The organism is Arthrobacter sp. S41, from assembly GCF_004320535.1.
Classification (GTDB): Bacteria; Actinomycetota; Actinomycetes; order Actinomycetales; family Micrococcaceae; genus Glutamicibacter.
This window is the reverse complement of sequence record NZ_SIHY01000003.1, coordinates 19496-43237: the sequence shown is the minus strand read 5'-3', so window position 1 is coordinate 43237 and position 23742 is coordinate 19496. Positions and strand designations below refer to the sequence as shown.

Sequence of the window (23742 nt, the reverse complement as noted above, 5' to 3'; positions counted from 1 at the left end):
TCAAAATATTGAAGTACCCCACACTCGCACGAACCGAACTTGAATGGAGTCACCGTGAAGTCTTCACGAACATCTCGCCTTGCCAAGGTTGTCGCACTGACCTCAAGCATCGCCTTGCTCGCAGCAGGTTGCTCATCGGGCGAAAGCAAAGATGCCGCCCAGCCAGCTTCGGCGGATAATCCCGTCACCCTGACCGTCACCACCTTCGGCACTCAGGGCCTTGACCCGCTGTACAAGAAATACGAAAAAGAAAATCCTGGCGTCACCATCGAAGCCACCAACATCGACACCGGCGGCAACGCATTGACGGACTGGAAGACCAAGCAGGCTGCCGGCGCAGGTCTGCCAGATGTCCAGGCCGTGGAAGAAGGCTGGCTGGGTCAGGTCATGACCGTCTCCGAGAGCTTCACCGATCTCAACGAGTATGGTGCCAAGGACATCTCAGCTGATTGGGTGGACTGGAAAGTTAAGCAGGCTACCGATGAGCAAGGACGACTCATTGGTTACGGCACCGACATCGGGCCGATGGGCCTGTGCTACAACTCCAAGCTCTTCAAAGCGGCAGGACTTCCGAGCGACCGTGAAAAGGTGGCTGAACTCTTCGGCGGCGAAGATGCCACCTGGGATGACTTCTTCAGCGTCGGCGAAGACTACGTCAAGAAAACCGACAAGGCCTTCTACGACCAGTCCGGCTTTGTCTGGAACGCAATGGCCAACCAACTCGATGAGGGCTACTACAAGGCCGATGGAACCTTGAACATCGAGGGAAATACGCAGCTGCGCGAACAATGGGACAAGCTCTCAGCGGCAGCAAAGAAGGGACTGTCATCCGGGCAGACCCAGTGGGACTGGGGTAAAGGACAGGCATTCATTGACGGTTCCTTTGCGGTTATGCCTTGCCCAGGCTGGATGCTCGGAAACGTCAAAGGCCAGGTTGAAGGAGCTGGCGGGGATTCCTCAGCTGGATGGGACTTTGCTGATGTCTTCCCCGGAGGCGCAGCTAACTGGGGTGGCGCATTCCTGACCGTACCTACCACCTCAAAGCACCCTGCCGAGGCGGCCAAGCTGGCCCAGTACCTGACCAACGCCACTTCGCAGGCTACCTCCTTCGAAACTGCCGGAGCGTTCCCGAGCAACGTTGAAGCACAGAAGTCCAAGGCCGTGACCGGTGAGAACGACCTAACGAAGTTCTTCAATGGAGCACCGATTGGTGAAATGTTGGGCCACCGAGCCGACGGAGTCAAAGCACAGTTCAAGGGCGCCGATGACTCGGTGATCCAGGAACAGGTCTTCGGGCCAGCAACCATCGCCATTGATAAGGGCACCGACGGAGAATCCGCGTGGAACAGTGCGCTGTCAACGCTGAAGGAACTGGAAATCAAGTAACTAAGTACCCTTCACCGCTCTGCGCGAGGGCGAAACCAACCACGGATTTCTTCCCTCGCGCAGAGGCACTGCAGCAGAAAAGACAACACAGATGAGTACCACGACACCAATGTCACGGCCCCACCTCAACACCGAACTACCGCGTGTAAGCACCGGTGAGAAGCTGGATGAAACTAAAGCGGAGCGAAGCATCAGACGGCGCCACTTCCGCGGACGGTTGGACTACAAATACTCCCCATATCTTTACATCTCGCCCTTCTTTATCCTCTTCGGTTTGGTCGGCCTCTTCCCGCTGGTTTACACCTTCGTGGTGTCGATTAATGACTGGGATCTGCTAGGCGGCGCCGGAGAATGGGTGGGACTGGCCAACTACAAGGCGGAACTAACTTCTCCACTGTTCTGGAATTCGCTGTTCAACACCTTCAGCATTTTCCTGCTCTCCTCCATCCCGCAGCTGGTCATTGCCACATTCATTGCGGCCATGCTTGACCAGAACCTTCGTGCCAAGACTTTCTGGCGGATGAGCGTTTTGGTTCCCTACGTGGTCACGCCGGTAGCGGTCACGCTAATCTTCTCCAGTGCTTTTGACGAAAAGTATGGGTTGATCAACAATCTGCTCGGCGCATTAAACATTGATCCCGTTGCGTGGAAAACCTCGGTCTTCCCATCCCATATGGCCATCGCGACCATGGTGAACTGGCGCTGGACGGGATATAACGCGTTGATCTTGCTGGCCGCAATGCAGGCGGTGCCGCGCGAACTGCACGAATCGGCAGCCATCGACGGTGCTGGAATGATCCGCAGGTTCTTCTCGATCACGTTGCCAAGCATCCGTCCAACCATGATCTTCGTAATCATCACCGCCACCATTGGTGGACTGCAGATCTTCACCGAACCCAAACTCTTTAACCCCAGCAGCTCGGTACCGGGAGGGCCGGATCGGCAGTATCAAACCACCGTTCTGTACCTGTGGGATCTAGCGTTCAACCGAGGTGACTTTGGTCGAGCATCGGCCGTGGCCTGGATGCTGTTCTTGATCATTATTGTTATCGGACTGATCAACTTCTTGGTCTCCGGATCAATAGCTTCATCTTCAGAAAAGAAAAAGGGACGAGGCACGAGTAAAGTGACCACAAAACGTGCCGGCCGCATTGCCCCACAAGCCCGGATTCAAAGCCCAGCAGGTTCAATGAAAGGAAGCAGCACCGATGAGTAACGCGACCTTACAACGAACCGTACGCACTAAGCCCACTCGGCTAGGGCGTAGCAAAAACTTCACCGCGGACCGTCGCCCAGGATTCCTGACCTATGGCATCTTGCTGGCCTTCCTTATCGGAAGCACCTACCCGCTGTGGTACTCATTTGTTATTGGTTCTTCCACCGGTGACGTATTCTCCTCGGCATGGCCACCACTGTTACCGGGCGGGCAATTCTGGTCAAATGTTGCCCAAGTATTCGACTCGGTCGATTTTTGGGCGGCGTTGGGAAATAGTTTGATCGTTTCCTCGGTGATTACCTTCTCCGTGGTTTCTTTCTCAACCTTGGCGGGTTACGCTTTTGCCAAGCTGCGCTTCCGTGGACGAGAAGGGCTACTGATTTTTGTGGTTGCTACCTTGGCGGTCCCGACTCAGCTAGGCATCATTCCGATGTTTATGATGATGAAGCAGTTTGGCTGGACCGGCTCTCTAGGAGCCATTATGATCCCTACACTGGTAACCGCTTTTGGTGTCTTCTTTATGCGCCAGTACCTCGTGGACAACATCCCTGATGAGCTGATTGAAGCCGCCCGTGTTGATGGCGCTTCGATGATTGGAACCTTCTGGCATGTGGGCGTGCCTGCTGCTCGACCTGCGATGGCGATCCTTTCGCTGTTCACCTTTATGACAGCCTGGACCGATTACTTGTGGCCTATGCTGGTAGCCCCACAAACACCAACCCTGCAGGTGGCGCTGAGCCAACTGCAATCTGCTCGATACGTTGACTACACCATCGTGATGACCGGCGCCTTGATGGCGACGATTCCTTTGCTGTTGCTCTTCGTTTTGGCAGGAAAACAACTTGTATCCGGAATTATGGCAGGAGCTGTAAAGGGTTAATGACTACTCATCTATCGCAACAGTTCGCGTGGCCCAAGGGATTCGTCTTTGGCTCGGCCACGGCGGCCGCCCAAATTGAGGGCGCCGGCCATGCATATGGCAAAGAAGACTCCATCTGGGATGCGTTTGCACGAAAGTCAGGTGCTATTGCCGGCGGAGAAAACCTTGAAGTCGCAGTGGACCACTATCACCGCTATCGCGAAGACGTGCAGCTCATGCGAGAAATTGGACTGGACTCATACAGGTTCTCCACCAGCTGGGCTCGCGTGGTTCCCGGCGGACGAACCGTGAATCAGCAAGGCTTGGACTTCTACTCTCGCCTCGTAGATGAGCTACTAGACAACGGCATTTTGCCGTGGCTGACTCTCTATCACTGGGATCTTCCGCAGGCTCTGGAAGAGGGCGGGGGATGGACCAACCGCGATACCGCGTACCGGTATTTGGAGTATGCCGAAGCGGTCTACAACAAGCTCGGTGACCGGGTGCGACATTGGACCACCTTTAATGAGCCACTGTGTTCTTCGCTGATTGGTTATGCCGCTGGCGAGCATGCTCCAGGACGGCAAGAACCCGAAGCAGCCTTGGCTGCGATGCATCACCAGCACTTGGCTCACGGCTTGGCAGTACAGCGTCTGCGTGAACTCGGTGCGCAGGAAATCGGCATCACGTTGAACCTGACCAATGCGGTGCCGAACGACCCATCTGATCCAGTTGATCTTGAAGCAGCACGTCGTGTTGATGCCCTGTGGAATCGGATGTATCTGGACCCAGTCTTGCGTGGCTCCTACCCAGCAGATCTCTTGGAAGATGTCAGCCATCTTGGCCTGGCGCAGTTGATTCAGCCAGGAGACTTAGAGCAGATCAATCAGACCATCGACTTCTTGGGCGTAAATCATTATCACGATGACAACGTGTCGGGTCATCCGTTGCCTGAGGGGCAACCGGCTGCTGTGCAGCCTACAGATGCTGCCAAGTCTTCGCCTTTTGTGGGCAGTGAGTACGTGACATTCCCAGCCCGAGACCTGCCACGTACAGCGATGGGTTGGGAAGTGAACCCCGAAGGTTTACGCGTCTTGCTCAACCGATTGACTCAGGACTACGAGAACTTGCCTCCGCTGTACATCACGGAAAACGGGGCCTCGTATACCGACGTGGTGAGTGATGAAGGAACGATCGAGGATACCGAGCGCAGCGAATATATCCTGAACCATTTGGACCAGGTCGCTAAGTCGATTGATGACGGTGTTGATCTGCGCGGATACTTCGTGTGGTCGCTGCTCGATAATTTCGAGTGGGCTTGGGGCTATGACAAGCGGTTTGGAATTATCCACGTCGACTACCAAACTCAGGAACGGATCATTAAGAACAGCGGCAAGGCTTACGCCTCACTGATTGCCGCAAATCGTACAATGGCATAGCACTTGTTGATGATGGCCCGTAGCTCATTACCTGAGGTACGGGCCATCACGCACGCACGATGATCCGCTAACTACTCATACCTAGGCGCAAGATAATGAGCATGAACGAATCGCGCAGACCGCAAGCAACACTGGAAATGGTGGCTGAACGCGCTGGCGTCTCGCGAGCTACGGTTTCACGGGTGGTCAACGGTTCGGATCGGGTTAAGGCTGACGCCAAAAAGGCTGTGGATCAAGCGATCCAAGAGCTGAACTATGTGCCCAATCGGGCTGCCCGCTCACTAGCGCAGGGCAGAACCAACTCCATTGCGTTGGTGGTGCCCGAGAATACAGCGAAGTTTTTTGCGGACCCGTACTTTGCCAAGGTCGTCCAAGGTGTCGCTCAATATGTGGCCGACACCGAATTTATGCTCACCTTGCTGCTCTCTACCGAATCTGATCCAGCCAAAACGACCCGATACTTGCAGGGTGGAAATGTCGACGGCGCCCTGGTTCTTTCGCATCACGCGGATGACCGTTCCTATGCAGACCTAGCTTCCAAATTGCCAATGGTCTATGGCGGGCGCACCATGAGCACAGATCAAAACGAGATCTACGTGGTTGATATCGACAATATTGCCGCCGCTCGTCGGGCAACTGAGGTGATCATCGCTCAGGGGAGAACCAAATTAGCAATGATCGCCGGACCACAGGATATGGGTGCGGGCCTTGACCGGTTGGTCGGGTTCAAGCAGGGAGTTGAGGCTGCAGGCCTTGAACCTGTGGCTATCGAAATTGGTGACTTCACTCCGGCAAGTGGTCACCACATCATGGAACAGCTACTTGCGTCCCAGGTTTCGATTGATGGCTTGTTTACTGCCAGTGCGCAGATGGGTTTTGGCGCTTTGCAGGCGTTGCATGAAGCAGGCATTAATGTGCCGAAGGATATCTCCGTGACGACGGTGGATGATGATTCATTTTCGCGCAGTTCAAACCCGCCGCTCACGACTATTGCTCAATTCCCTGAACGGCAGGGGGAGATTATGGCCGAACTGCTGATCAAAAGGATTCAAGGCGAGAAGGTTCCGGCGTGGAGCATCATGGATACCAAGCTGGTGCTGAGGCAATCGCATTAATTGCGACGCCAAGGCGGTGACAGAAGTTGAAGGAAAGACAAAAAATTCCCACTCGATTGAGTGGGAATTTCAATTTGTGCGCCCAAAGGGATTCGAACCCCTGACCTTCTGTTCCGTAGACAGACGCTCTATCCAGCTGAGCTATGGGCGCATATTTTATTGTTGTCGTCGTGACGACTTGAATAACTTTACACGAGAATTCAGCAGAGCAAAAACCAAATCGGCCAAAAGTGCCGTGATTCACAAGATGTCTGGTCGTGAGGGCATTGAAGCGTATAGAGATGGCTTAGATCAATGCTGCGTGGCCGGGTTTGAAACTAGCTGTGAAGGATCGTTTGATAGAGATTATGGTCTTGCCATCGCCCTGCAATTTTCAGGTAGTTTGGTGCCATCCCGATCTGGGCGAAGCCGTTGTTCAGCAACACTTTCTGCGAAGCAAAGTTGTGCAAAAGAGTGCTGGCTTCCAGGCGATGCAATCCAATGTTCTCCGCGGCTTCAATGCGCAGTGCGGCCACTGCGCGCGAGGCCAGTGCCTGCCCGGTGAAACGATGGTCAACCCAGTAGCCCAGGCTGGCACTTTGGAATGGCCCACGAACAACAGACACGATATTAAAGCGACCAATCAGTTGCTGGTCGCGAAACAGCCCGTATGGATACGCCAGACCGTGTTCATTGGCCGCGAGAGTTTGAGAAATATTTTCTGCATGCCAGGCCTGCGTGAAAAAAGCATCTTCGCGTTCCGGATCCCAGGGGCGCAAGTGTTCGCGGTTGCGCACATAGGCTTCTGCGAGCTGGGCGGCGTCCGAAACTTCGAGCAAACGAAGGATCGTGCGTGAGTCGAGGGTCAATGTGGGCATCAACTTCTCCTTGGGATACAAAAAAATTCCCACTCGTTTGAGTGGGAATTTCAATTTGTGCGCCCAAAGGGATTCGAACCCCTGACCTTCTGTTCCGTAGACAGACGCTCTATCCAGCTGAGCTATGGGCGCATATTCTGTTGTTGGCTCGTTCTCACGAACCTCGAATTACTATACAGGTGGATTTGAGCATGTACAAATCGGCGGGCAAAGCTACCGCGTTCAGGTGAACAGACGGTTATGTGAAGCACGCAAAAGGGTACCGGTCTACGTGACCTTCATCACATCTTTTCGTGTTTTCCACTTTCAAGTTCCCCGGAATCTCGGGATTTTTCAAGTTTTGCGTTTCCTGCCCACGCTTTGTTGAGGTCTCGATCACACCGTGAGCTCTCAGCGTTCACCCTAGCCTTGATTTATTGCTAGTTGAGCCCAATGGAGGGAACACATAATGAGCACGAGCTCGGATCAGACCGTAATCGACGCAGCAACTTCGCACAAGGAGTTGGCAAGCTGGGTCGAAGAAGTGGCCGCCTTGACGAAGCCGGATCGTGTTTATTGGGTAGATGGTTCAGCAGCAGAAGCCGAACGACTGAGTGCTGAACTCGTTGAAGCCGGAACCTTGGTTAAGCTGACCGATCCAAACTTCCCTAATTCTTACGCTGGTTTTTCGGACCCCAAGGACGTAGCGCGTGTAGAAGAGCGCACCTTCATCTGCTCGAAGAAGAAGGAAGACGCCGGCTTCACCAATAACTGGGAAGACCCAGAGAAGATGAAGTCCATGCTCAACGGCCTATTTGACGGTTCGATGCGCGGACGCACCATGTACGTCATTCCTTTTGTCATGGGACCGCTGAACGCTGAAAACCCTGCCTACGGCGTAGAAATCACCGACTCGGCCTACGTTGTTACCTCAATGCGCATCATGGCCAAGATTGGCGATGAAGTACTGCGCAAGATGGAAGCAGAAAACGCATTCTTCGTTCCAGCGCTGCACTCTGTAGGTGCACCGCTGAAGCCAGGCGAAGAAGACGTAGCATGGCCTTGCAACGAGGACAAGTGGATTGTTCACTTCCCTGAAGAGCGCTCCATCATGTCCTACGGTTCGGGCTACGGTGGCAACGCACTACTGGGCAAGAAGTGCTACTCCCTGCGTATCGCCTCCGCCATGGCTCGTGATGAGGGCTGGCTCGCTGAGCACATGCTGATTCTCAAGCTGACCAGCCCACAGAACAAGGCCTACCACGTCGCTGCTGCATTCCCATCGGCTTGCGGTAAGACCAACCTGGCTTTGCTGGATCCAACCATCGAAGGTTGGAAGGCTGAAACCTTGGGCGATGACATCAACTGGATGCGCATCGGCAAACAAGGCGAACTACGCGGAGTGAACCCAGAGTACGGTTTGTTCGGTGTGGCTCCAGGTACCGGTTGGTCCACCAACCCGAATGCTATGCGTGCCATCGCCAAGGGCAACAACATTTTCACCAACGTTGCGCTGACCGACGAAGGTGGCGTGTGGTGGGAAGGCATGACTGACGAGACCCCGGCACACCTGACCGACTGGTTGGGCAATGACTGGACTCCGGAGTCCGGTCGTCCAGCAGCGCACCCTAACTCGCGTTTCTGCACCCCGATCTCGCAGGTCGACATGCTTTCCGAAGACTACTACTCGCCAGACGGCGTGAAGATTGATGCCATCTTGTTCGGCGGTCGTCGTAAGACCACCATTCCATTGGTGACCGAAGCGCGCAGCTGGACCAACGGTATCTTCATGGGTTCCACCCTGTCCTCGGAGACCACTGCAGCTGCTTCCGGTGCTACCGGAGTGATTCGTCGCGATCCAATGGCGATGTTGCCATTCATCGGCTACAACGCAGGTGACTACCTGAACCACTGGGACAGCATCTCGGCCAAGCTCAACCCTGAGCAGATGCCAAAGATCTTCTTGGTGAACTGGTTCCGTTGCAACGCTGAAGGTGGCTTCGCATGGCCAGGTTTCGGTGACAACTCGCGTGTGCTCAAGTGGGCTATCGAGCGCATCGAAGGCACCGCGGATGCCAAGGAAACCATCATTGGTAACGTGCCAACCGGTGAATCCATCGACCTGACCGGCCTGAAAGGCTTCACTCCGGCTGACGTTGAAGCCGCTGTGGCCGTCAACAAGGACGAATGGGCCGCCGAAGTTGAGGGCATCGAAGAATGGTACGCCAACTTCGACGATGCACTGCCAGCTTCACTGCGTGCAGAGCTTGACGGTCTGAAGGAACGCCTGAGCGCATAAGTTCTCGAATAGATCAACATCGACCTTGCTCCTGGTTACTGAAAATCCAGTAACCAGGAGCAAGGTCGTTTAAGCGCCGAAGGTGCGCGCCAAGCAATTGTCACAATCCGGGCACAGTTTTCCCACGCCGTGCAAAAGTGGGTGCAAAATCAACTAACTGTGAAAAGATAACTCTATGGTTTTGGCACGTTTAATCCTTGGGCTCCTATGCTTGTCGCCGATGACTGGTTATGAGCTCAAAAAGCACTTTGACTCCTCTATTAACCACTTCTGGAATGCAGATAAGGCGCAGATTTATCGCACCTTGGCGCAGCTGGTTGATAAGGGCTACGCCACTGTGCGTACGGTGCCTCAAAGCAATTACCCTGACCGCCAAGAGCACCACATCACCGAAGCTGGTCGCGAAGTACTGACCCTGTGGCTTTCGGACGGTCCGGTTGAATCCCCAGAACGCGACCCTTTTATGGGGCAGGTATTTTTCGCTGCGGAGCTCGAGCGCGAAGACATCGAAAAGTTGCTTGTAAAACGTCGTGAAGCAACCCAATTCATTCTCGACGATTACCTCTCCCAGCGCGAGGGGATCGACATGCGAGCTGCTGCTGACCGACGAAGCTTCCTCATGGCCGCAACCCTCGATAATGCAATCCGACAACAAGCCGCGCAGCTGGAATGGCTCGACGCGGTATTGGAGTACTTGCCATGACTTCTGCCAAAGATTCTGCATCAAAGCCTGCGCAGGGCGCTTTGCGTGATGCCACGGATTATCCTGAGGTCCACCCTGGACGTGCCGGGCAAAACCAAAGCCATCCGCAGACCATCGTCTTCCTTCATGGTGGCAACGTGGGTAACTGGAGCTGGGATCCGCAGGTCTTGGCCTTTGGCGACTTTAATGTCCTCACCCTGCACCTTCCAGCCTTCGGTGCGCGGTTTGAAGAGACCTGGGAAGGCCTGGAATCAGCGGCTGATGACGTGGCCGCGCTGATTGCTGACGAGGTTTCAGAAGGTGGAGTGCACCTGGTCGGAATTTCGCTCGGTGGAGTGATCGCCTTGCATGTAGCTGCGCGGCACCCGGAGCTGGTGGACTCGGTACTGATCACCGGTACGCCGGTGACCGGTGCAAGTACCGCGGCACGTACCTTCCACCGGATGCAGCTGAAGCTGATCGGCAGTGAATGGTACTGGCGCTTCCAAGCCGGCGCCTATGGCATGGTGGATGACGAGCGCGAGCTTTTTGCCGAGCATGGTGTGAAACTCAAAGCTGAAAATATGCGTGCCATCATGAATGACTTGGATCCCGGGGGACTGCCTAAAAACCTCGGAGCTTACCGGGGTCCAGTCTTGGCGCTAGTCGGTTCCAAGGAGCCAAAATTGGTGCAGAAATCCTTTATTGCCTTGCGTGAAGAGCTTCCACAAGCCATCACTCGGGTGGTACCGGGAATGCATCACCAGTGGAACATTGAGAATCCCATCCTGTTCAATTCGGTACTGCGCCGTTGGATCACCGATGGGGGACTGCACCAGATTCTGCTGGACCCGCAGGCCACCAAGCCGGCAAGGAACACCAAATCAACACCAGCGGAACAGGCCGCTGAAGTGCCGGTGAATCAGAGCCAAGAAACCGGAGAATCGACGCCGCCACTTCAAGAGGACGGACAGAAGAAACTTGGCAGGTTCACCGGGAAAAGCAATCCTCGAAAGCTGGACTCGAAGAAGTTCGATCTTAAGAAGAAGGGACCGCAACGGGGCGATACGCCGGAAGATGCTGCGGATACCGGAAAATAGAAACAAAAGTGCTGCAGGTGAATTCGCTGGATTCACCTGCAGCACCGCTCTGCAACTCACAGGCTAGGCGGCGAGCCATACATCCGGGCCGAAGACTTCATAGTGGATACGTTCGGCGGGGATGCCAGCTTCAAGCGCCTGGTTGCGCACTGCGTTCATGAATGGCAACGGGCCGCACAGGTAGACCTGGGCATTCTCGGTCAGTGCGCCAGTGAGGTTCATGTAGCCGGACTGGGCGTTTAGGTCCTCTGGCAATTCGCCACGTTCGAACCAGGTGCTGATGGTGGCTTCTGGTAGCTTGCCGATGGATTCGAGCATCTGCTCACGCAATGGCCAGGCGGTGACTTCCTGGTCGGCATGCAACACGGTGATCTTGCGGGTGGAGCCACGTGCAGCCAATATCTGCAATGCGGCTGCGCTCGGGGTACATCCAATCCCAGCGGTGGCGATCACCAATGGCGAGCCTTCGTTATCGATGACCAGGTCGCCATACGGATTTGATAGCTCGACCACGTCGCCGAGCTTCAGGTCATTGTGGATCACAGGGGAGAACTCGCCGTTCATATCCAACTTGACGGTGACGGTGCGACGATTGGTCCGCTCGATGTCGTTGCTCAAAGTGTACTGGCGAACCTGGCGGAGACCGTCGGCCATTGGCATGCGGACCGAAACGAACTGGCCAGGTTTGGCGGTGGTGGCTGGGGTTTCGTCAGCTGGCTCGAAGCTGAAGCAGACCGAATCAACGCCGGTTTTGGTGCGCTCGACAAGCTTCCACGGGGTGTAGATCTCGGCGTTGGCCTGCTGTGCGTACAAGCCATTCTCGATCTTGATCAGCGCGTGGGCCATCAGCCAGTAGACCTCGGTCCAGGCATCGGCGATCTCCTGAGTCAGCGCATCGCCCAGGTCTTCGGCAATGGCGTCAAAGAGATGCTTGTAGACGATGGGGTACTGATCCTCGGTGACACCGAGGGAAGCGTGTTTGTGGGCTACGCGGGCGAGCATGGTTTCCGGGGTGGTGCCCGGGTGCTTGACCAAGTACGTTGCGAAGACTGCGATGGATCCGGCCAGTGCCTGCTGCTGGGTACCGTTCTTCTGGTTCGAGCGGGAGAAGATTCCGTCGAGCAATTCCGGGTGCGCGGCGAACAAGCGGTTGTAGAAGTTCGGGGTAATGCTTGAAATGCGCTCTGCGATGATGGGCAGCGTGGCTTCAATGACCGGGAAGGACTTGGTGGACAGCATCGGGTCTCCTTGGGAATTGTCGATAACTTGTATTTGAAATACAAGATTTATGATCCATTTCTACGCCTAGTAGAAAAGGATTGCAAATTCACCAGCTGGAATACGTAACATCAGTGGGCGATGCTACACCCGGGTCGAAGGGGAATCAGGAAAGATTGCGCACCGTCGGGAAGGGAAGCGCCTTGATCGGCATCGCGGATGATGTCGGGCAGATGTCCTGAATGGTCACTGGATCCAGCGAAGCGTAGAAAACTTCACGAGCCTGCCGGAAGACGGCCCGCAAACGGCAGTCGCCCGAGAGCGGACAATTGGTTTGGGCGTCATGATCGGAGCAATCCACGATATCGGTGCGCTTGTCCAATTTGCGCAACAGCCCGCCGAGGGAAAAGCTCAGCGCTCGGCTGCTCAATGTCGCGCCACCGTTGCGGCCGCGAGCGACCTGCAGAATTCCCAGCGTGCGCAGTTCCAGGACGGCCTTGGCAACGTGGTTGTAGGGAACCCCTACGGAATCGGCAATCTCACGGCTGGTCAATTGCCCGGTGCCCGGCGTTGCCAAAACCATAATGGTTCGCAAGCACACGTCGGTAAAGGCACTGAGTTTCATAATTCATACTTTACGTGGGAAAAGCATTTCGGGGTCAGCATAGTCACTATGCTGACCCCGAAATCACCAAGTGAGATCTACTGCGCGTTGGCCCAGATGGCCTCGGCCGATTCGGCAGCAGGCTCATCGAAAATCCACTCGCCACCTGGCTCAGCTGGCATCGTGTATGGCTGAACGATAGCGAGGGCAGCGCCCACGCGGTGCTCGGCAACGATGTGGATGGCGTCGCGGTCGTTTTCCTGAAGTAGAACATCAGAAGCGATAGCGATGGCATCAAAGTGGGTGCCCTGCTGGTTCAAAACCTCAACCAGTTCAGCAGCCATGGCTTCGGTATCGATGTCAGCATCCGGATCTTCTGGATCATCCGTTGGTGGTACTGCGATCAGACGTAGCTCTGGCTCGCTTTCATCGTCTTTTGGTTCCAGCGCGATCGCGAAGGGAAGGAAAACGCCCTGCTCTTCGAGCTGCTCGCGAGCCACGCCTAGCGCGGTGCCCAAGACTTTATTCAGTGCGTCCTTGACGCCCTCATCCAATGATTCGAGATTCATGTCTTCCCCTTGCTAGTTAGTGACGTTCTCTCCGCGCACGATCGCCAAGACGGTATCGCGGAGGGGCTCAATGATTTCTGCGGTGCGGCCTTCACCGTTAAAACGTAGGAACGGCTCGGTGTTGGACGGGCGAAGGTTGATCCACCAGCTGCCGTCCTTTGCCGAAATGGTAGTGCCATCCATGGTCATCACATCAACAGGTTCCCCGTCAAAGTGGGCCAGAACTCGAGCGGTAGCGCCTTGTTTGTCTTCTACCTCGGAGTTGATTTCTCCGGTAGCAACGTAGGGTTCGTATTCGGCGCCGAGTTCCGACAGTGGCAGATCCTGCTCACCGAGGGCTGCCAAAACGTGCATGGCTGCCAGCATGCCGGTGTCAGCGTTGTAGAAGTCGCGGAAGTAGTAGTGCGCCGAGTGCTCGCCACCAAATACCGCGCCCTGACTTGCCATCTCAGCTTTGATGAAGGAGTGGCCCACACGGGTCATCACCGGGGTGCCACCGGACTTGGTGACAAATTCAGGCACTGCTTTGGAGGTGATCAGGTTGTGGATGATCACGGGGTTCTCTTCGCCAGCTGCCTGAACGCGAGCGATTTCGCGAACAGCAACCAAGGCGGTGATTGCCGAAGGGGACAGCGGAAGGCCGCGCTCGTCGATAACAAAGCAACGGTCCGCGTCGCCGTCGAAGGCTAGGCCCATGTCGGCGCCGTGCTCGAGCACCGCAGCCTGAAGGTCCTTGAGGTTTTCTGGTTCCAGTGGGTTGGCTGGGTGATTAGGGAAGGTGCCATCCAGCTCAAAGTACAAGGGAACGATATTAAGCGGTAGTGCTGAAAGTACGGTGTCGCCAAGTACTGCAGGGGTGGTCATGCCGCCCATGCCGTTGCCTGCATCCACCACGATCTTCAGCGGGCGGATGGATGAGATATCAACCAGTTCACGCAGGTATGCCGCGTAATCAGCCAAGACGTCGCGTTCGGTGATGCTTCCCTGCGGGGTATCGCCGGAAACTGGCAGTCCCTCGTTCAGGTACTGCTGTGCCACGTCGCGGATATCAAACAGGCCCGTGGCCGAAGAGATCGGACGAGCACCAGAAGTGGACATCTTGATGCCGTTGTACTGGGCTGGGTTGTGGCTGGCGGTAAACACCACGCCAGCAGCATCAAGCTTGCCCGAAGCGAAGTACAGCTCGTCGGTGGAGATCAAGCCGAGCATGATGACATTAGCGCCACGGTAGGTAGCACCACGGGCGAACGCCTGGGCAAATTCTGCAGAGGATGGGCGCATGTCGCCACCCACCAATACGTCCTTGCCCGACAGGGACAAGACATCAACAAAGGCCGCGCCAATAGCTTCGATTGCTTCGGCGTTCAGGCTTTCGCCGACTACGCCGCGGACGTCGTAGGCCTTAAAGCTCTGATTAAGATCAATTTCTTCACTCACATCATTCAGCCTACCGGTTTGACTGATTCAAATCAGCGAGAATGGGGCGATTGTGGATGGGAAATGCCTAACACTTCCGCTAAATCGGGCTCTGGATGCTATCCAAAACGTTGTTAGTGCACAAATCGCCACGTCTGGATCCTAATTCAGGGGAGGAAACTGAAATACTGAAGTCATGGATGGCTCAATGCAAGTGGATCTGAAAACCCTGGCTCTGCAGAAACTGCGCGCTCTGGTGCAAAACCCCGAGGCACAATTCCACGACGGCCAGTATGAAGCAATCGAAGCTTTGGTGGCCGAACGTCGTCGTGCCCTGGTTGTACAGCGCACCGGTTGGGGAAAGTCAGCGGTCTACTTCATCGCATCACTCCTTTTGCGTGAGCAGGGTTATGGGCCCACCTTGATCGTGTCTCCATTGCTGGCTCTCATGCGTGATCAGGTGGCCGCGGCCGAGCGTGCAGGGGTACGGGCCGCCGCCATCAACTCAGCCAACGTGCTCGAATGGCGCGAGATTCTTGAAAAGCTGCAACGCAACGAACTTGATGTGCTGCTGGTGTCGCCAGAACGCCTGAATAATCCATCATTCCGCGAGCAACAGCTACCAATGCTGATGCAACGACTAGGTCTGCTGGTTATTGACGAAGCCCACTGCATCTCAGACTGGGGCCATGATTTCCGTCCCGACTATCGGCGTATCCGAGACTTGATTGCCAAGTTGCCTAAGGGCCTTCCTGTTCTTGCCACCACCGCAACTGCCAACAGTCGCGTCGTAGAAGATGTGGCTGAACAACTGGCCGGCGGGACCGAGCAAGTTTTCACCTTGCGTGGCACCCTTGCGCGAGATTCACTTCGACTTGGCGTACTGAGATTGCCTTCTCCACGGATGCAATTGGCCTGGTTGCTCAGCCATATCAATGATTTTAACGGCTCAGGCATCATCTACACGCTGACCGTTTCTGCAGCCGAAGATATTGCTCGCTTGTTGCGCGAAGCTGGTCATGAAGTCGCGGCCTATACCGGGCGCACCGACCTAGAGGAACGCGAACGGCTAGAACAAGCACTAAAAAACAATGTGGTTAAGGCGCTGATCGCAACTAGCGCCCTTGGTATGGGCTTTGACAAGCCAGACCTCGGATTTGTGCTGCACATTGGCGCACCCAGCTCTCCGGTGGCCTACTACCAGCAGGTGGGTCGTGCCGGTCGTGGCAGTGTGAATGCGGATGTTCTATTGCTTCCTGGCCCAGATGACTCGGAGATCTGGGAGTACTTTGCGACCAGTTCCATGCCGGACCAAGTCCGTGCCACCCAAGTACTAGAAGCGCTAGCAGGCACCGACGGGGCGATGAGCGTGCCGGCGTTGGAAAGCGCAGTGAATCTGCGCCGTTCTCCTCTGGAGCTGTTGCTCAAGGTACTAGCAGTTGATGGCGCGGTGGAACGTGTTGCAGGCGGATGGATGCGCACCGACATGCCGTGGAGCTACGACGCGGAACGATACAAGCGTGTGGCCCAGAGCCGGGTGCACGAACAAACGCTGATGGTCACCTACGAAAATACTCGTGGGTGCCGCATGCAATTCTTGACCGAAGCCTTGGATGATCCGCGTTCGGTACCATGTGGACGCTGCGATAACTGTGCCGGTGTCTGGTTTGACGATCATATTCCTGAAGACTCTAAGGACAGCGCCCAAGCGGCGCTGGGCCGCGTGGGAATCCCGATTGAACCACGTAAGCTCTACCCATCGGGTTTGGACCGCTTGGGATACACGCTCAAGGGAAAAATTCCGGTTGATGAGCAGATCTCCAATGGACGGGCATTGGCTCGTCTTACCGACCTCGGGTGGGGCAATCGACTGCGTCAACTATTTGCCGACCCCACCGATAATCCCATTGATAAGCCAATGGTGGATGCCTGCATCAAGGTACTAGCCGAATGGAATTGGGAAGAACGGCCCGTTGGTGTGGTTGCCATGCCGTCAAATAAGCGGCCACAACTCATTACCTCGTTGGCTCAGAGCCTGGCCGAGGTTGGCCGGTTGCGCTATCTAGGTCAGCTTGAGTACCGCGGCTCCGGCCCACAAAATGGCTCCGGAGGTAACTCGGCATTCCGCGTTGCTGCGGTGGCAGATGCCTTTGAACTTCCAGCTGCGTTGGAACAATTGGTTTCGGGTGCGCCGGGTCCGGTTTTGCTCGTGGATGATCTTGTTGATTCGCGCTGGTCGATCGCTATGGCTGGGCGGGCTTTACGAATTGCTGGCGCGCCGGGTGTCCTGCCTTTCACTTTGGGCGTAGCCGGGTAATTGCACAGTTAAAAGAAGTAGTCTGGAGGTATGGAAATTATCATCTGGCTCGTTGTCATCATCGCAGTGATTGCCTTGGGTTACTTCGGTCTGCAGGCATTACGGAAGAAAAACTCTGCGCAGGTTGCGCAAGCTATCTCCCGTGAAGTGGCTGAAGCTGCCAACGCGAAACTAGATGATTCTGCCCGCAATTCCGTCTACCGCAATCTTGCTAAAGGCGACGTGATGGGGGCCGTGCAAAACTATCGCGCGGCTACCGGTGAATCGGTGAAAGACTGCGTCATCGCGGTTCGCAGCCTCGATAAATACCCTCAGGTTGCCCCGGCTAAGGAGCTACCATCGGACGACGCTGAAATTCAGGCCTTGAGCGACAAGCTGGAAGCTCAGGTTGAACGGGAAGACCGAGAAGCTGCTAGCGGTAATGAGCAAGAGGCCACACTAGGTTCGGACGCTGATACCTGGATTGTACCTAGCGAGTGGAGTGAACAGTTCGGTTCCGAAAACGAGCCAAGTGCGACTCACTTCAAAATGGCCTTCGAACTTGACGGCGAAAGCCGTGAATTCTCCAGCGAACAGCTTCCGCCCAATGAGTATGATCAGCTCTTCTCCATGCTCCGCGATTCAAACTTTGAAGAAGCGGCAAAGATTTTGCACGGCTACACCGGTTTGCCAGTTGATGACTTGGAGCGGATGATAGCGACTTCGCCAATGTCCGGTGCAAGTGCCAACGGCAATGTTGCTGATTTCAAATTCGAAGGACAAGGCCCAGACGGTCCAGTTCACTTTGACGCGGCGGAACTGCCTGAAGCTGACCGTGAAGCCTTATTTGAAGCCATTGCCGATACGGACCTTGATCGCATGTCAGAAATTATCGTCCGTCATACCTCGCTACCTAAGGATATTGTGCAGAACATGCTGCAGACCTTCGTGAAGCGCAATGACTGATTTAGGCACTGGCGGCCGAAGCCGTTAACCCTCAAAGGACGCCTCTGAGCATGATGCTCGGAGGCGTCCTTTTTGGTATCAAGTAATTGTTGGTGCAGGCGGGTATCGCGATGCCCTGCAGAAACAAAAACCCCTACCGAAGTAGGGGTTTTATGGCGGACACGGGGGGATTTGAACCCCCGGTCGAGTTTTAGCCCGACCCTTCATTAGCAGTGAAGTCCATTCGGCCGCTCTGGCACGTGTCCATCCGCTGTTTCCAGCAGAATCTAGCCTACCTGAAGATAGGCGAGTGTTCCAAAACGAGAGAGCTAATGCACTTTTCGCCACAGGAATTCGTAACTTGTGGCAAGCATTTTCGCCGTTGATTCATTGTCCGTCGAACCTGCATGGCCACCGCCTTCAGGCTCGTGATACCGCACATTTTTGATGCCTAGGTCCATCATCTTGGCGGCCATGATGCGCGCCTGCGAGGGGCCGACCCGGTCATCAGAAGTTGTGGTCCAAATCAAAGTCGCTGGATAGTCATCAACCGGATGTGGTTGGTCACTGAGTCGATGCACCGGGGAGAAAGTACGTAAGAACTCCCAATCCTCGGGTTTCTCTGGATCGCCATATTCAGCGATCCATGAATGACCCGCTGCCAGCTGTGTGTAACGCTTCATATCCAAAAGCGGTACACCGCAAGAAATAGCACCAAATAGTTGCGGGTAGCCAGCAATCATGTTGCCCATCAGCAATCCGCCATTGGAGCGTCCTGTGGCCGATAGATGCTCGCGGCTGGTTACGCCACGTGTCACTAGGTCCTCTGCGATGGCCGCAAAATCTTCATAGGCACGGTGACGCTTTTCCCGAAGAGCCGCACGGTGCCACGTTGGACCGTATTCGCCGCCTCCTCGAATATTGGTCATTACGTAGATCGCACGGCGGTCGGTTTCATTCGTGCGCGAAAGCCAACCTACGCCCATAGCTGCGGCATAACCCGGAGTCATACTGTGTTGGAATCCACCGTAGCCATCCATGAGCACAGGATTTTTCCCGTCAAGAACCAAATTTTCCGGTGCTACCTGGAAATATGGAACCTTTGTCCCGTCCGCCGACGTTGCGAAGTGCTGTGTGACTTCCAGACCTGTTGCATCAAAACGATCAGGCGATCTTTTCACTACGGTGCCGTGGGAGCCCACAGTCCCACGCAACAAGGTGGTGGGAGTGATGAACCCGGTGATGGTCATCCAGTAGTCATCTGCGGCGGTCTCATCTTCGTCATCAACGGCTCCAACGGAAATATTGAGCATCGGGTCCGCTAGGGGCATCAGCGTTTCATTGAAATTCTCTGTCAGGCTGATGACTCGAACCTGCGACGCAACATCTTGCAACACAGTAAGCAAAAGGTAATTCGCGGTGAAGCTCAGTCCTTCAAGGGCATTGCTCCCGTCAGGGACGAATAGCACCTTGTCGATGGTTCCGTCTTCAAGAAATGTCTCTAGCCGGGCAATGGCCAACGAACCTGCAACCAAGATCTGGCCTTGGTGCTCCCAATCGGTCTGCGGCGCGAACAGAACCCACTGGCGGTGCAAGCTCACCTGAACATCATCGGGAACCTGAATTACGTGGTGTGCGCCCTCTAGGATGAAACCGGTGCGCGAACGGTAGAAGTCGATGGCGTCGGTGGTGATCACACGCTCAAAACCGGGTGTGGAATCGAAGTAGCCGAACGCCGCAACATGGTCCTTTTTGACCTCGAAAATCACCGGGGCGTCTTCAATTCTTACACCTCGGCCCACCCGGCGCAGGGTGCTGGCATAAGTGGAGCGGGTAGTGAATTGCTCACTGCCCGCAGAGCCAACAAGCAAGGTATCCCGGTCAATCCAGGAAGCATGAGTTTTGGCCACGGGAAAATCAAACCCGTCTTCAACAAAAGACTTGCTGCTCAAATCGAATTCTCGAATGCGTACCTGGTCGCCGCCGTCGGGGCTCAGACGCAGTAGCGCGCGCTCATAAGGTTCCGCGCCCTGGGGACGCAGCAATGAGGAACCGGCAAAGTGCCATTCCTGTCCTTCGCTGATCGCCAAGGCGTCAAGATCCAACAAGATTTCCCACTGTGGTTCGTCGCTGAGGTAGGACTGCCAAGTGGTGCGGCGCCACAAGCCCAAGCGGTGTTCTGAAGCGCGCCAAAAGTTGTAATAGTACTCGCCACGCTTGCTCACCATGGGAATGCGGTCCTGAGCGTCGAGCACCGTTTTGATCTGCTGAACCTGCTGATCGAATGAAGTGTCATAGAGTTCAGATTCAGTTCGCGCCGTCTGCTCACGCACCCAACTCAGCGCGGTCTCGTCGTGGATTGCCTCAAGCCAAGAATATGGATCGGTACCGGTTACATCAGAAACTTGGTCAGTCATGGGCATAGTCTATGCGTTAGGGCTCGTGAGCTGGCCTAAAGGTAATAACCTATAGGGGTGAGCACCAAAATGCAGAACCTCAAGAATGAGTACACCCTGGCTGTCGTCGGGGCCGGTCCGCGCGGTACTAGCGTCGTGGAAAGGTTTGCTGACCTGTCCTCGAAGCTAGCGCCCAAAGACGGCAATCTCAAGATCGTGGTTTTGGATCCCTTCCGTCCCGGCTCAGGGCACGTCTGGAATCCGCACCAGTCCGAGAACTTCTGGATGAACACCCCAGCTTCGTTCCCTACGGTGGCTCCAGAACGTACCTCAGTCGAGCCTGGGTTGAGCTTTCAACAGTTTGTGGAACTGCACGGTGATGGACGGAAACTCACCGAAGAGCATGCCAAGAGCATCAAGAACATAGATGCCGGCACTTACCCGTCACGAGCCATCTACGGCGAGTACCTCGAACACGTTTTTGACAGCAGTTGTGCTGCCCTTCAAGCGCACGAGTCGTTCAGCGTAGAACATGTGGCAGCTGAAGTTTTGGCTGTGAGGCCAGAAGGTAGCGGATATCAGCTGGAGTTCCAAAGAACTGCTGGTAGTTCTGAAGTGCAGATGATGGCGGTTGACGCAGTTGTCCTTGCTTTGGGGCACCAAAGTGCTGACCTGAATCCATGGCAGAAGCAGCTGCAAGAAGCAGCAACTACATCCGGGGCTGTATACCTTGGTCCTAATGTTCCTGCCGATATGGACTTTGATCAATTTGCCCCCGGTCAGCCTGCGCTGATCCGCGGATTGGGGTTAAATTTCTTTGACACCATGGCAGAGCTAACGCTGGGGCGCGGTGGGCTTTTCCGTGAGGTTTCCACTGATCCAGGTCACCGGTTGGAATACGTCGCCGCGGGAAGAGAACCAGAACTAATTGTTGCTTCCAGACGTGGCACTCCGTACTGGGGTAAGCCAGTAGTTGATCAGTTCATCCCAGAAGAAATCGAGCTACGGTTCTTTGACGTGCCGGACTTGATCGGTCATCTGGCCGAGCTGAGGTCCACCAATCCGCAGGCCACTTTGGAGTTCTCCCGTCATATCTGGCCCAACCTGCATCGAGATGTGCTCTTTGCCTACTATCAACAGAGCGCCCAAAGTTGTGGAGTCCCTGAGGGTTTCTCGGCCGAAGGATTTATTGAACAAGTAGATAACATCTTGTCTGCCGAACACCGAGAAGGTAGCCAAGTATGGCTGGGAGAATTGCGGAAGTTCATTGCGCAATTCCCCGAAATTCAGTGGTTGGACGTCCCGAAGCTCGCAAAGCCTTTTGAAGAGATCGGGTTTGCCTCCAACGAGGAGTACCAGAAGGCTGTACAAGACTATCTAGTTGACAACGCACAGCACAGCGCCGGAGGACTGGACGATCCATTGTCGTGCGCGATCATGACAATGAATGCGGGACGAATGCTGGTCAAGGAACTGATCGTCAACGGCGTAGTTGATGAGCAGTCCAGAATTGAAGAAATCCAAGCTCACTTTGAACCGTTGGTGGAGGGGCTGGCCTCCGGCCCACCGCTAGAACGTATTGAACAGTTACTGGCACTCTCACGCGCTGGGGTCGTGACCTTTGTTGGCCCGGAACCTGAATTTACCTTTGACGAAGTTTCTGGCCAATTCACCGCGTCATCACCTTGGGTTGATGCCGAAGTGCATACTGCCCGAACTATGTGCGAAGCGATGATGCCAAGCAACAGAGTGTTACAAAACAACACCCCCCTGATCAAACAATTGCTTAGCGATCATGTGGGACGTGTGCACACGTGGCGTAACTCAGAAGGTGAAACCCTTCCGGGGTCCGGCTTTGATGTAGTCGGCGAACCGTACCGTCTGGTCAACTCCGAAGGCCTCGCCCACCGCGGTATTTTTGTGCTGGGCCTGCAATTGTCCTCAGCTCAGTGGGGGACAGCGATTGCTGCTCAAGCAGGAGACCTGAACAATCCCGCAGCTAGAACGCTGAAAGATGCCACCCATGTGGCCAACGAAGTAGCGCGTCTGGCAGGATTCTTAGTAGGCGAAGGCTTGCCGACAGAACGAATTTAAACAGTGAGGCGGGCTGATCCTAAGATCAGCCCGCCTCACTCAATACGCGGATGGTATGGGATTTGAACCCATGAGACGGGGTTACCGCCTACTGGTTTTCAAGACCAGCTCCTTCGGCCGCTCGGACAACCATCCAACCCGAAAAAGTATACGGCATGAACCCCCGATGAAAGGAATTGAGATCCGTGAGTGAATCGATGAAGGCTTATATCTACAACGGTGGTGGCGGACCAGAGGTTATCGAACTCACCGAAAGGTCGATTCCAAAGGTAGGCGCAGGTGAGGTGCTGATCAAGGTTGAAGCATTCGGCCTGAACCGTGCCGACGTGCAACAGCGCAAGGGCGTCTACCCGCCACCTGCCGGGGCTAGTGACATCCCTGGTCTGGAGGTCTCCGGGACGATCGTGGAACTCGGAGAGGGCGTCATCGGCTGGAGCACAGGAACGCGCGTGGCGGCTTTGTTAGCAGGTGGGGGCTACGCCCAGTACGTCAACGTGCCCGCCGAGCTGCTCATCAATATCCCAGAGAATCTTTCGAGCACCGATGCAGCGGCGCTACCCGAGGTTGCCGCAACGGTAGTTTCTAACCTCTTCATCGAGGGCGGTCTAGCTGAAGGCCAAACCTTGCTGATCCACGGCGGGGCCGGCGGCATTGGTTCCATGGCCATCCAGCTGGCCAAAGCGGCCGGCGCCCGAGTCTTTGTTACCGCATCCTCAGCAGAAAAGCTGGAGTACTGCGCACAGCTTGGAGCGGATGAGGGAATCAATTACCGCGAAGAAGATTTTGAACAGCGGGTCAAAGAACTGACCGACGGGGCAGGTGTGGACCTGATTCTTGACGTTATCGGCGCCAAGTACCTAGAGAGTAATATCAAGGCGCTCGCCGTTGGAGGCAGAGTAGTCGTGATCGGACTTCAGGGTGGTACCAAGGCTGAACTGAATCTGGGGATGATGCTGGCTAAGCGCGCACGGGTGATCGCCACGACGCTTCGCGCTCGACCGCTGGATGAAAAGACTCAGATCATTAAGCAGACCGTCGCACGGGTACTGCCGTTGGTCGAAGCGGACAAACTGTCTATCAACGTCTCCAAGACCTTCGAGTTCTCCGATCTGACCAGTGCACATGAGTATTTCGACTCGGGTGAGCACACCGGAAAAATCGTCGTTAAGGTTTAGCCGAAACTTCCTCAGGCGCGTAAAGTGACACAGTAGTCATAACGGTGTGACCGGTCTGATAAAGGGCAGTCACGCACATCACTTGCTAAGTCTTGAG

The 23742-nt window shown here is 55.2% G+C and carries 18 protein-coding genes and 4 tRNA genes; 12 read left to right on the top strand and 10 right to left on the bottom strand.

Going from position 1 to position 23742, the window contains the following annotated elements:
* Positions 1 to 54 precede the first annotated feature (54 nt).
* From EYR88_RS14185 to EYR88_RS14165, 5 genes are all read left to right on the top strand, one after another.
* Positions 55 to 1386: an extracellular solute-binding protein gene (locus EYR88_RS14185; RefSeq protein WP_131090422.1), complete on the top strand. Its 1332-nt coding sequence runs from the start codon at positions 55 to 57 to the stop codon at positions 1384 to 1386.
* A 91-nt stretch (positions 1387 to 1477) separates the two neighbouring features.
* A complete protein-coding gene (locus EYR88_RS14180) occupies positions 1478 to 2602 on the top strand; it encodes a sugar ABC transporter permease (protein WP_131090421.1) in 1125 nt (374 codons plus the stop codon).
* Positions 2595 to 3482 carry a carbohydrate ABC transporter permease gene (locus EYR88_RS14175; protein ID WP_131090420.1) on the top strand — a complete coding sequence of 296 codons (888 nt, stop codon included), beginning with the start codon at positions 2595 to 2597 and terminating at the stop codon, positions 3480 to 3482. Before EYR88_RS14180 ends, EYR88_RS14175 begins: the two co-directional genes overlap by 8 nt.
* Entirely contained in the window at positions 3482 to 4900 is a 1419-nt protein-coding gene (locus tag EYR88_RS14170) for a GH1 family beta-glucosidase (protein ID WP_131090419.1), read from the top strand. Before EYR88_RS14175 ends, EYR88_RS14170 begins: the two co-directional genes overlap by 1 nt.
* A 95-nt stretch (positions 4901 to 4995) precedes the next feature.
* The gene (locus EYR88_RS14165; protein ID WP_131090418.1) at positions 4996 to 6015 is read left to right on the top strand and encodes a LacI family DNA-binding transcriptional regulator; all 1020 of its coding nucleotides are present in this window, start codon (positions 4996 to 4998) and stop codon (positions 6013 to 6015) included.
* 77 nt (positions 6016 to 6092) lie between these two features.
* On the opposite strand, the gene EYR88_RS14160 is transcribed toward EYR88_RS14165, so the two are convergent.
* The 3 genes from EYR88_RS14160 to EYR88_RS14150 form a co-directional block, all read right to left on the bottom strand.
* Positions 6093 to 6166, bottom strand: a tRNA-Arg gene (locus tag EYR88_RS14160).
* A gap of 166 nt (positions 6167 to 6332) precedes the next feature.
* Entirely contained in the window at positions 6333 to 6872 is a 540-nt protein-coding gene (locus EYR88_RS14155; RefSeq protein WP_131090417.1) for a GNAT family N-acetyltransferase, read from the bottom strand.
* A gap of 58 nt (positions 6873 to 6930) precedes the next feature.
* Positions 6931 to 7004 (bottom strand) — tRNA-Arg (locus EYR88_RS14150).
* Between the two features lie 316 nt (positions 7005 to 7320).
* Here EYR88_RS14150 and EYR88_RS14145 point away from each other — a divergent pair.
* From EYR88_RS14145 to EYR88_RS14135, 3 genes are all read left to right on the top strand, one after another.
* Complete coding sequence (locus EYR88_RS14145) at positions 7321 to 9150, top strand: phosphoenolpyruvate carboxykinase (GTP) (protein WP_131090416.1); 1830 nt, start codon at positions 7321 to 7323, stop codon at positions 9148 to 9150.
* 175 nt (positions 9151 to 9325) lie between these two features.
* Entirely contained in the window at positions 9326 to 9853 is a 528-nt protein-coding gene (locus tag EYR88_RS14140) for a PadR family transcriptional regulator (RefSeq protein WP_131090415.1), read from the top strand.
* Positions 9850 to 10932 (top strand): alpha/beta hydrolase, encoded by a 1083-nt coding sequence (locus EYR88_RS14135; RefSeq protein WP_165477388.1) that lies wholly within the window; start codon positions 9850 to 9852, stop codon positions 10930 to 10932. Before EYR88_RS14140 ends, EYR88_RS14135 begins: the two co-directional genes overlap by 4 nt.
* Before the next feature lie 63 nt (positions 10933 to 10995).
* Here the strand turns inward: EYR88_RS14135 and EYR88_RS14130 are convergent, their stop codons facing one another.
* The 4 genes from EYR88_RS14130 to EYR88_RS14115 form a co-directional block, all read right to left on the bottom strand.
* Entirely contained in the window at positions 10996 to 12171 is a 1176-nt protein-coding gene (locus EYR88_RS14130) for a globin domain-containing protein (protein WP_131090413.1), read from the bottom strand.
* Between the two features lie 145 nt (positions 12172 to 12316).
* Positions 12317 to 12775: an Rrf2 family transcriptional regulator gene (locus tag EYR88_RS14125; RefSeq protein WP_131090412.1), complete on the bottom strand. Its 459-nt coding sequence runs from the start codon at positions 12773 to 12775 to the stop codon at positions 12317 to 12319.
* A gap of 77 nt (positions 12776 to 12852) precedes the next feature.
* Positions 12853 to 13323, bottom strand: coding sequence for a hypothetical protein (locus EYR88_RS14120; protein ID WP_131090411.1), 471 nt, complete (start codon positions 13321 to 13323; stop codon positions 12853 to 12855).
* A 12-nt stretch (positions 13324 to 13335) separates the two neighbouring features.
* Positions 13336 to 14760, bottom strand: a complete 1425-nt coding sequence (locus EYR88_RS14115) for a phosphomannomutase/phosphoglucomutase (protein WP_207306530.1) — start codon at positions 14758 to 14760, stop codon at positions 13336 to 13338.
* A 175-nt stretch (positions 14761 to 14935) separates the two neighbouring features.
* On the opposite strand from EYR88_RS14115, the gene EYR88_RS14110 reads away from it, so the two are divergent.
* Positions 14936 to 17056, top strand: a complete 2121-nt coding sequence (locus EYR88_RS14110) for a RecQ family ATP-dependent DNA helicase (protein WP_131090409.1) — start codon at positions 14936 to 14938, stop codon at positions 17054 to 17056.
* 30 nt (positions 17057 to 17086) lie between these two features.
* Positions 17087 to 18001, top strand: a complete 915-nt coding sequence (locus EYR88_RS16300) for a hypothetical protein (RefSeq protein WP_131090408.1) — start codon at positions 17087 to 17089, stop codon at positions 17999 to 18001.
* Positions 18002 to 18154: 153 nt separating this feature from the next.
* Here EYR88_RS16300 and EYR88_RS14100 read toward each other — a convergent pair.
* Positions 18155 to 18246 (bottom strand) — tRNA-Ser (locus EYR88_RS14100).
* A 63-nt stretch (positions 18247 to 18309) separates the two neighbouring features.
* Positions 18310 to 20397, bottom strand: a complete 2088-nt coding sequence (locus tag EYR88_RS14095) for a prolyl oligopeptidase family serine peptidase (RefSeq protein ID WP_131090407.1) — start codon at positions 20395 to 20397, stop codon at positions 18310 to 18312.
* Positions 20398 to 20454: 57 nt separating this feature from the next.
* Here EYR88_RS14095 and EYR88_RS14090 point away from each other — a divergent pair, with 57 nt between their 5' ends.
* Positions 20455 to 22470, top strand: coding sequence for an FAD/NAD(P)-binding protein (locus tag EYR88_RS14090; RefSeq protein WP_131090406.1), 2016 nt, complete (start codon positions 20455 to 20457; stop codon positions 22468 to 22470).
* A 47-nt stretch (positions 22471 to 22517) separates the two neighbouring features.
* Here the strand turns inward: EYR88_RS14090 and EYR88_RS14085 are convergent.
* A tRNA-Ser gene (locus tag EYR88_RS14085) sits at positions 22518 to 22605 on the bottom strand.
* Positions 22606 to 22667: 62 nt separating this feature from the next.
* Here EYR88_RS14085 and EYR88_RS14080 point away from each other — a divergent pair.
* A complete protein-coding gene (locus tag EYR88_RS14080) occupies positions 22668 to 23645 on the top strand; it encodes an NAD(P)H-quinone oxidoreductase (protein ID WP_131090676.1) in 978 nt (325 codons plus the stop codon).
* Positions 23646 to 23742: the final 97 nt, after the last annotated feature.

Coding starts and splice junctions, on each gene's coding strand:
- EYR88_RS14180 (WP_131090421.1), top strand. CDS start 1,478: ATGAGTACCACGACACCAATGTCACGGCCCCACCTCAACACCGAACTA.
- EYR88_RS14175 (WP_131090420.1), top strand. CDS start 2,595: ATGAGTAACGCGACCTTACAACGAACCGTACGCACTAAGCCCACTCGG.
- EYR88_RS14170 (WP_131090419.1), top strand. CDS start 3,482: ATGACTACTCATCTATCGCAACAGTTCGCGTGGCCCAAGGGATTCGTC.
- EYR88_RS14165 (WP_131090418.1), top strand. CDS start 4,996: ATGAGCATGAACGAATCGCGCAGACCGCAAGCAACACTGGAAATGGTG.
- EYR88_RS14155 (WP_131090417.1), bottom strand. CDS start 6,872: ATGCCCACATTGACCCTCGACTCACGCACGATCCTTCGTTTGCTCGAA.
- EYR88_RS14145 (WP_131090416.1), top strand. CDS start 7,321: ATGAGCACGAGCTCGGATCAGACCGTAATCGACGCAGCAACTTCGCAC.
- EYR88_RS14140 (WP_131090415.1), top strand. CDS start 9,326: ATGGTTTTGGCACGTTTAATCCTTGGGCTCCTATGCTTGTCGCCGATG.
- EYR88_RS14135 (WP_165477388.1), top strand. CDS start 9,850: ATGACTTCTGCCAAAGATTCTGCATCAAAGCCTGCGCAGGGCGCTTTG.
- EYR88_RS14130 (WP_131090413.1), bottom strand. CDS start 12,171: ATGCTGTCCACCAAGTCCTTCCCGGTCATTGAAGCCACGCTGCCCATC.
- EYR88_RS14125 (WP_131090412.1), bottom strand. CDS start 12,775: ATGAAACTCAGTGCCTTTACCGACGTGTGCTTGCGAACCATTATGGTT.
- EYR88_RS14120 (WP_131090411.1), bottom strand. CDS start 13,323: ATGAATCTCGAATCATTGGATGAGGGCGTCAAGGACGCACTGAATAAA.
- EYR88_RS14110 (WP_131090409.1), top strand. CDS start 14,936: ATGGATGGCTCAATGCAAGTGGATCTGAAAACCCTGGCTCTGCAGAAA.
- EYR88_RS16300 (WP_131090408.1), top strand. CDS start 17,087: ATGGAAATTATCATCTGGCTCGTTGTCATCATCGCAGTGATTGCCTTG.
- EYR88_RS14095 (WP_131090407.1), bottom strand. CDS start 20,397: ATGACTGACCAAGTTTCTGATGTAACCGGTACCGATCCATATTCTTGG.
- EYR88_RS14080 (WP_131090676.1), top strand. CDS start 22,668: ATGAAGGCTTATATCTACAACGGTGGTGGCGGACCAGAGGTTATCGAA.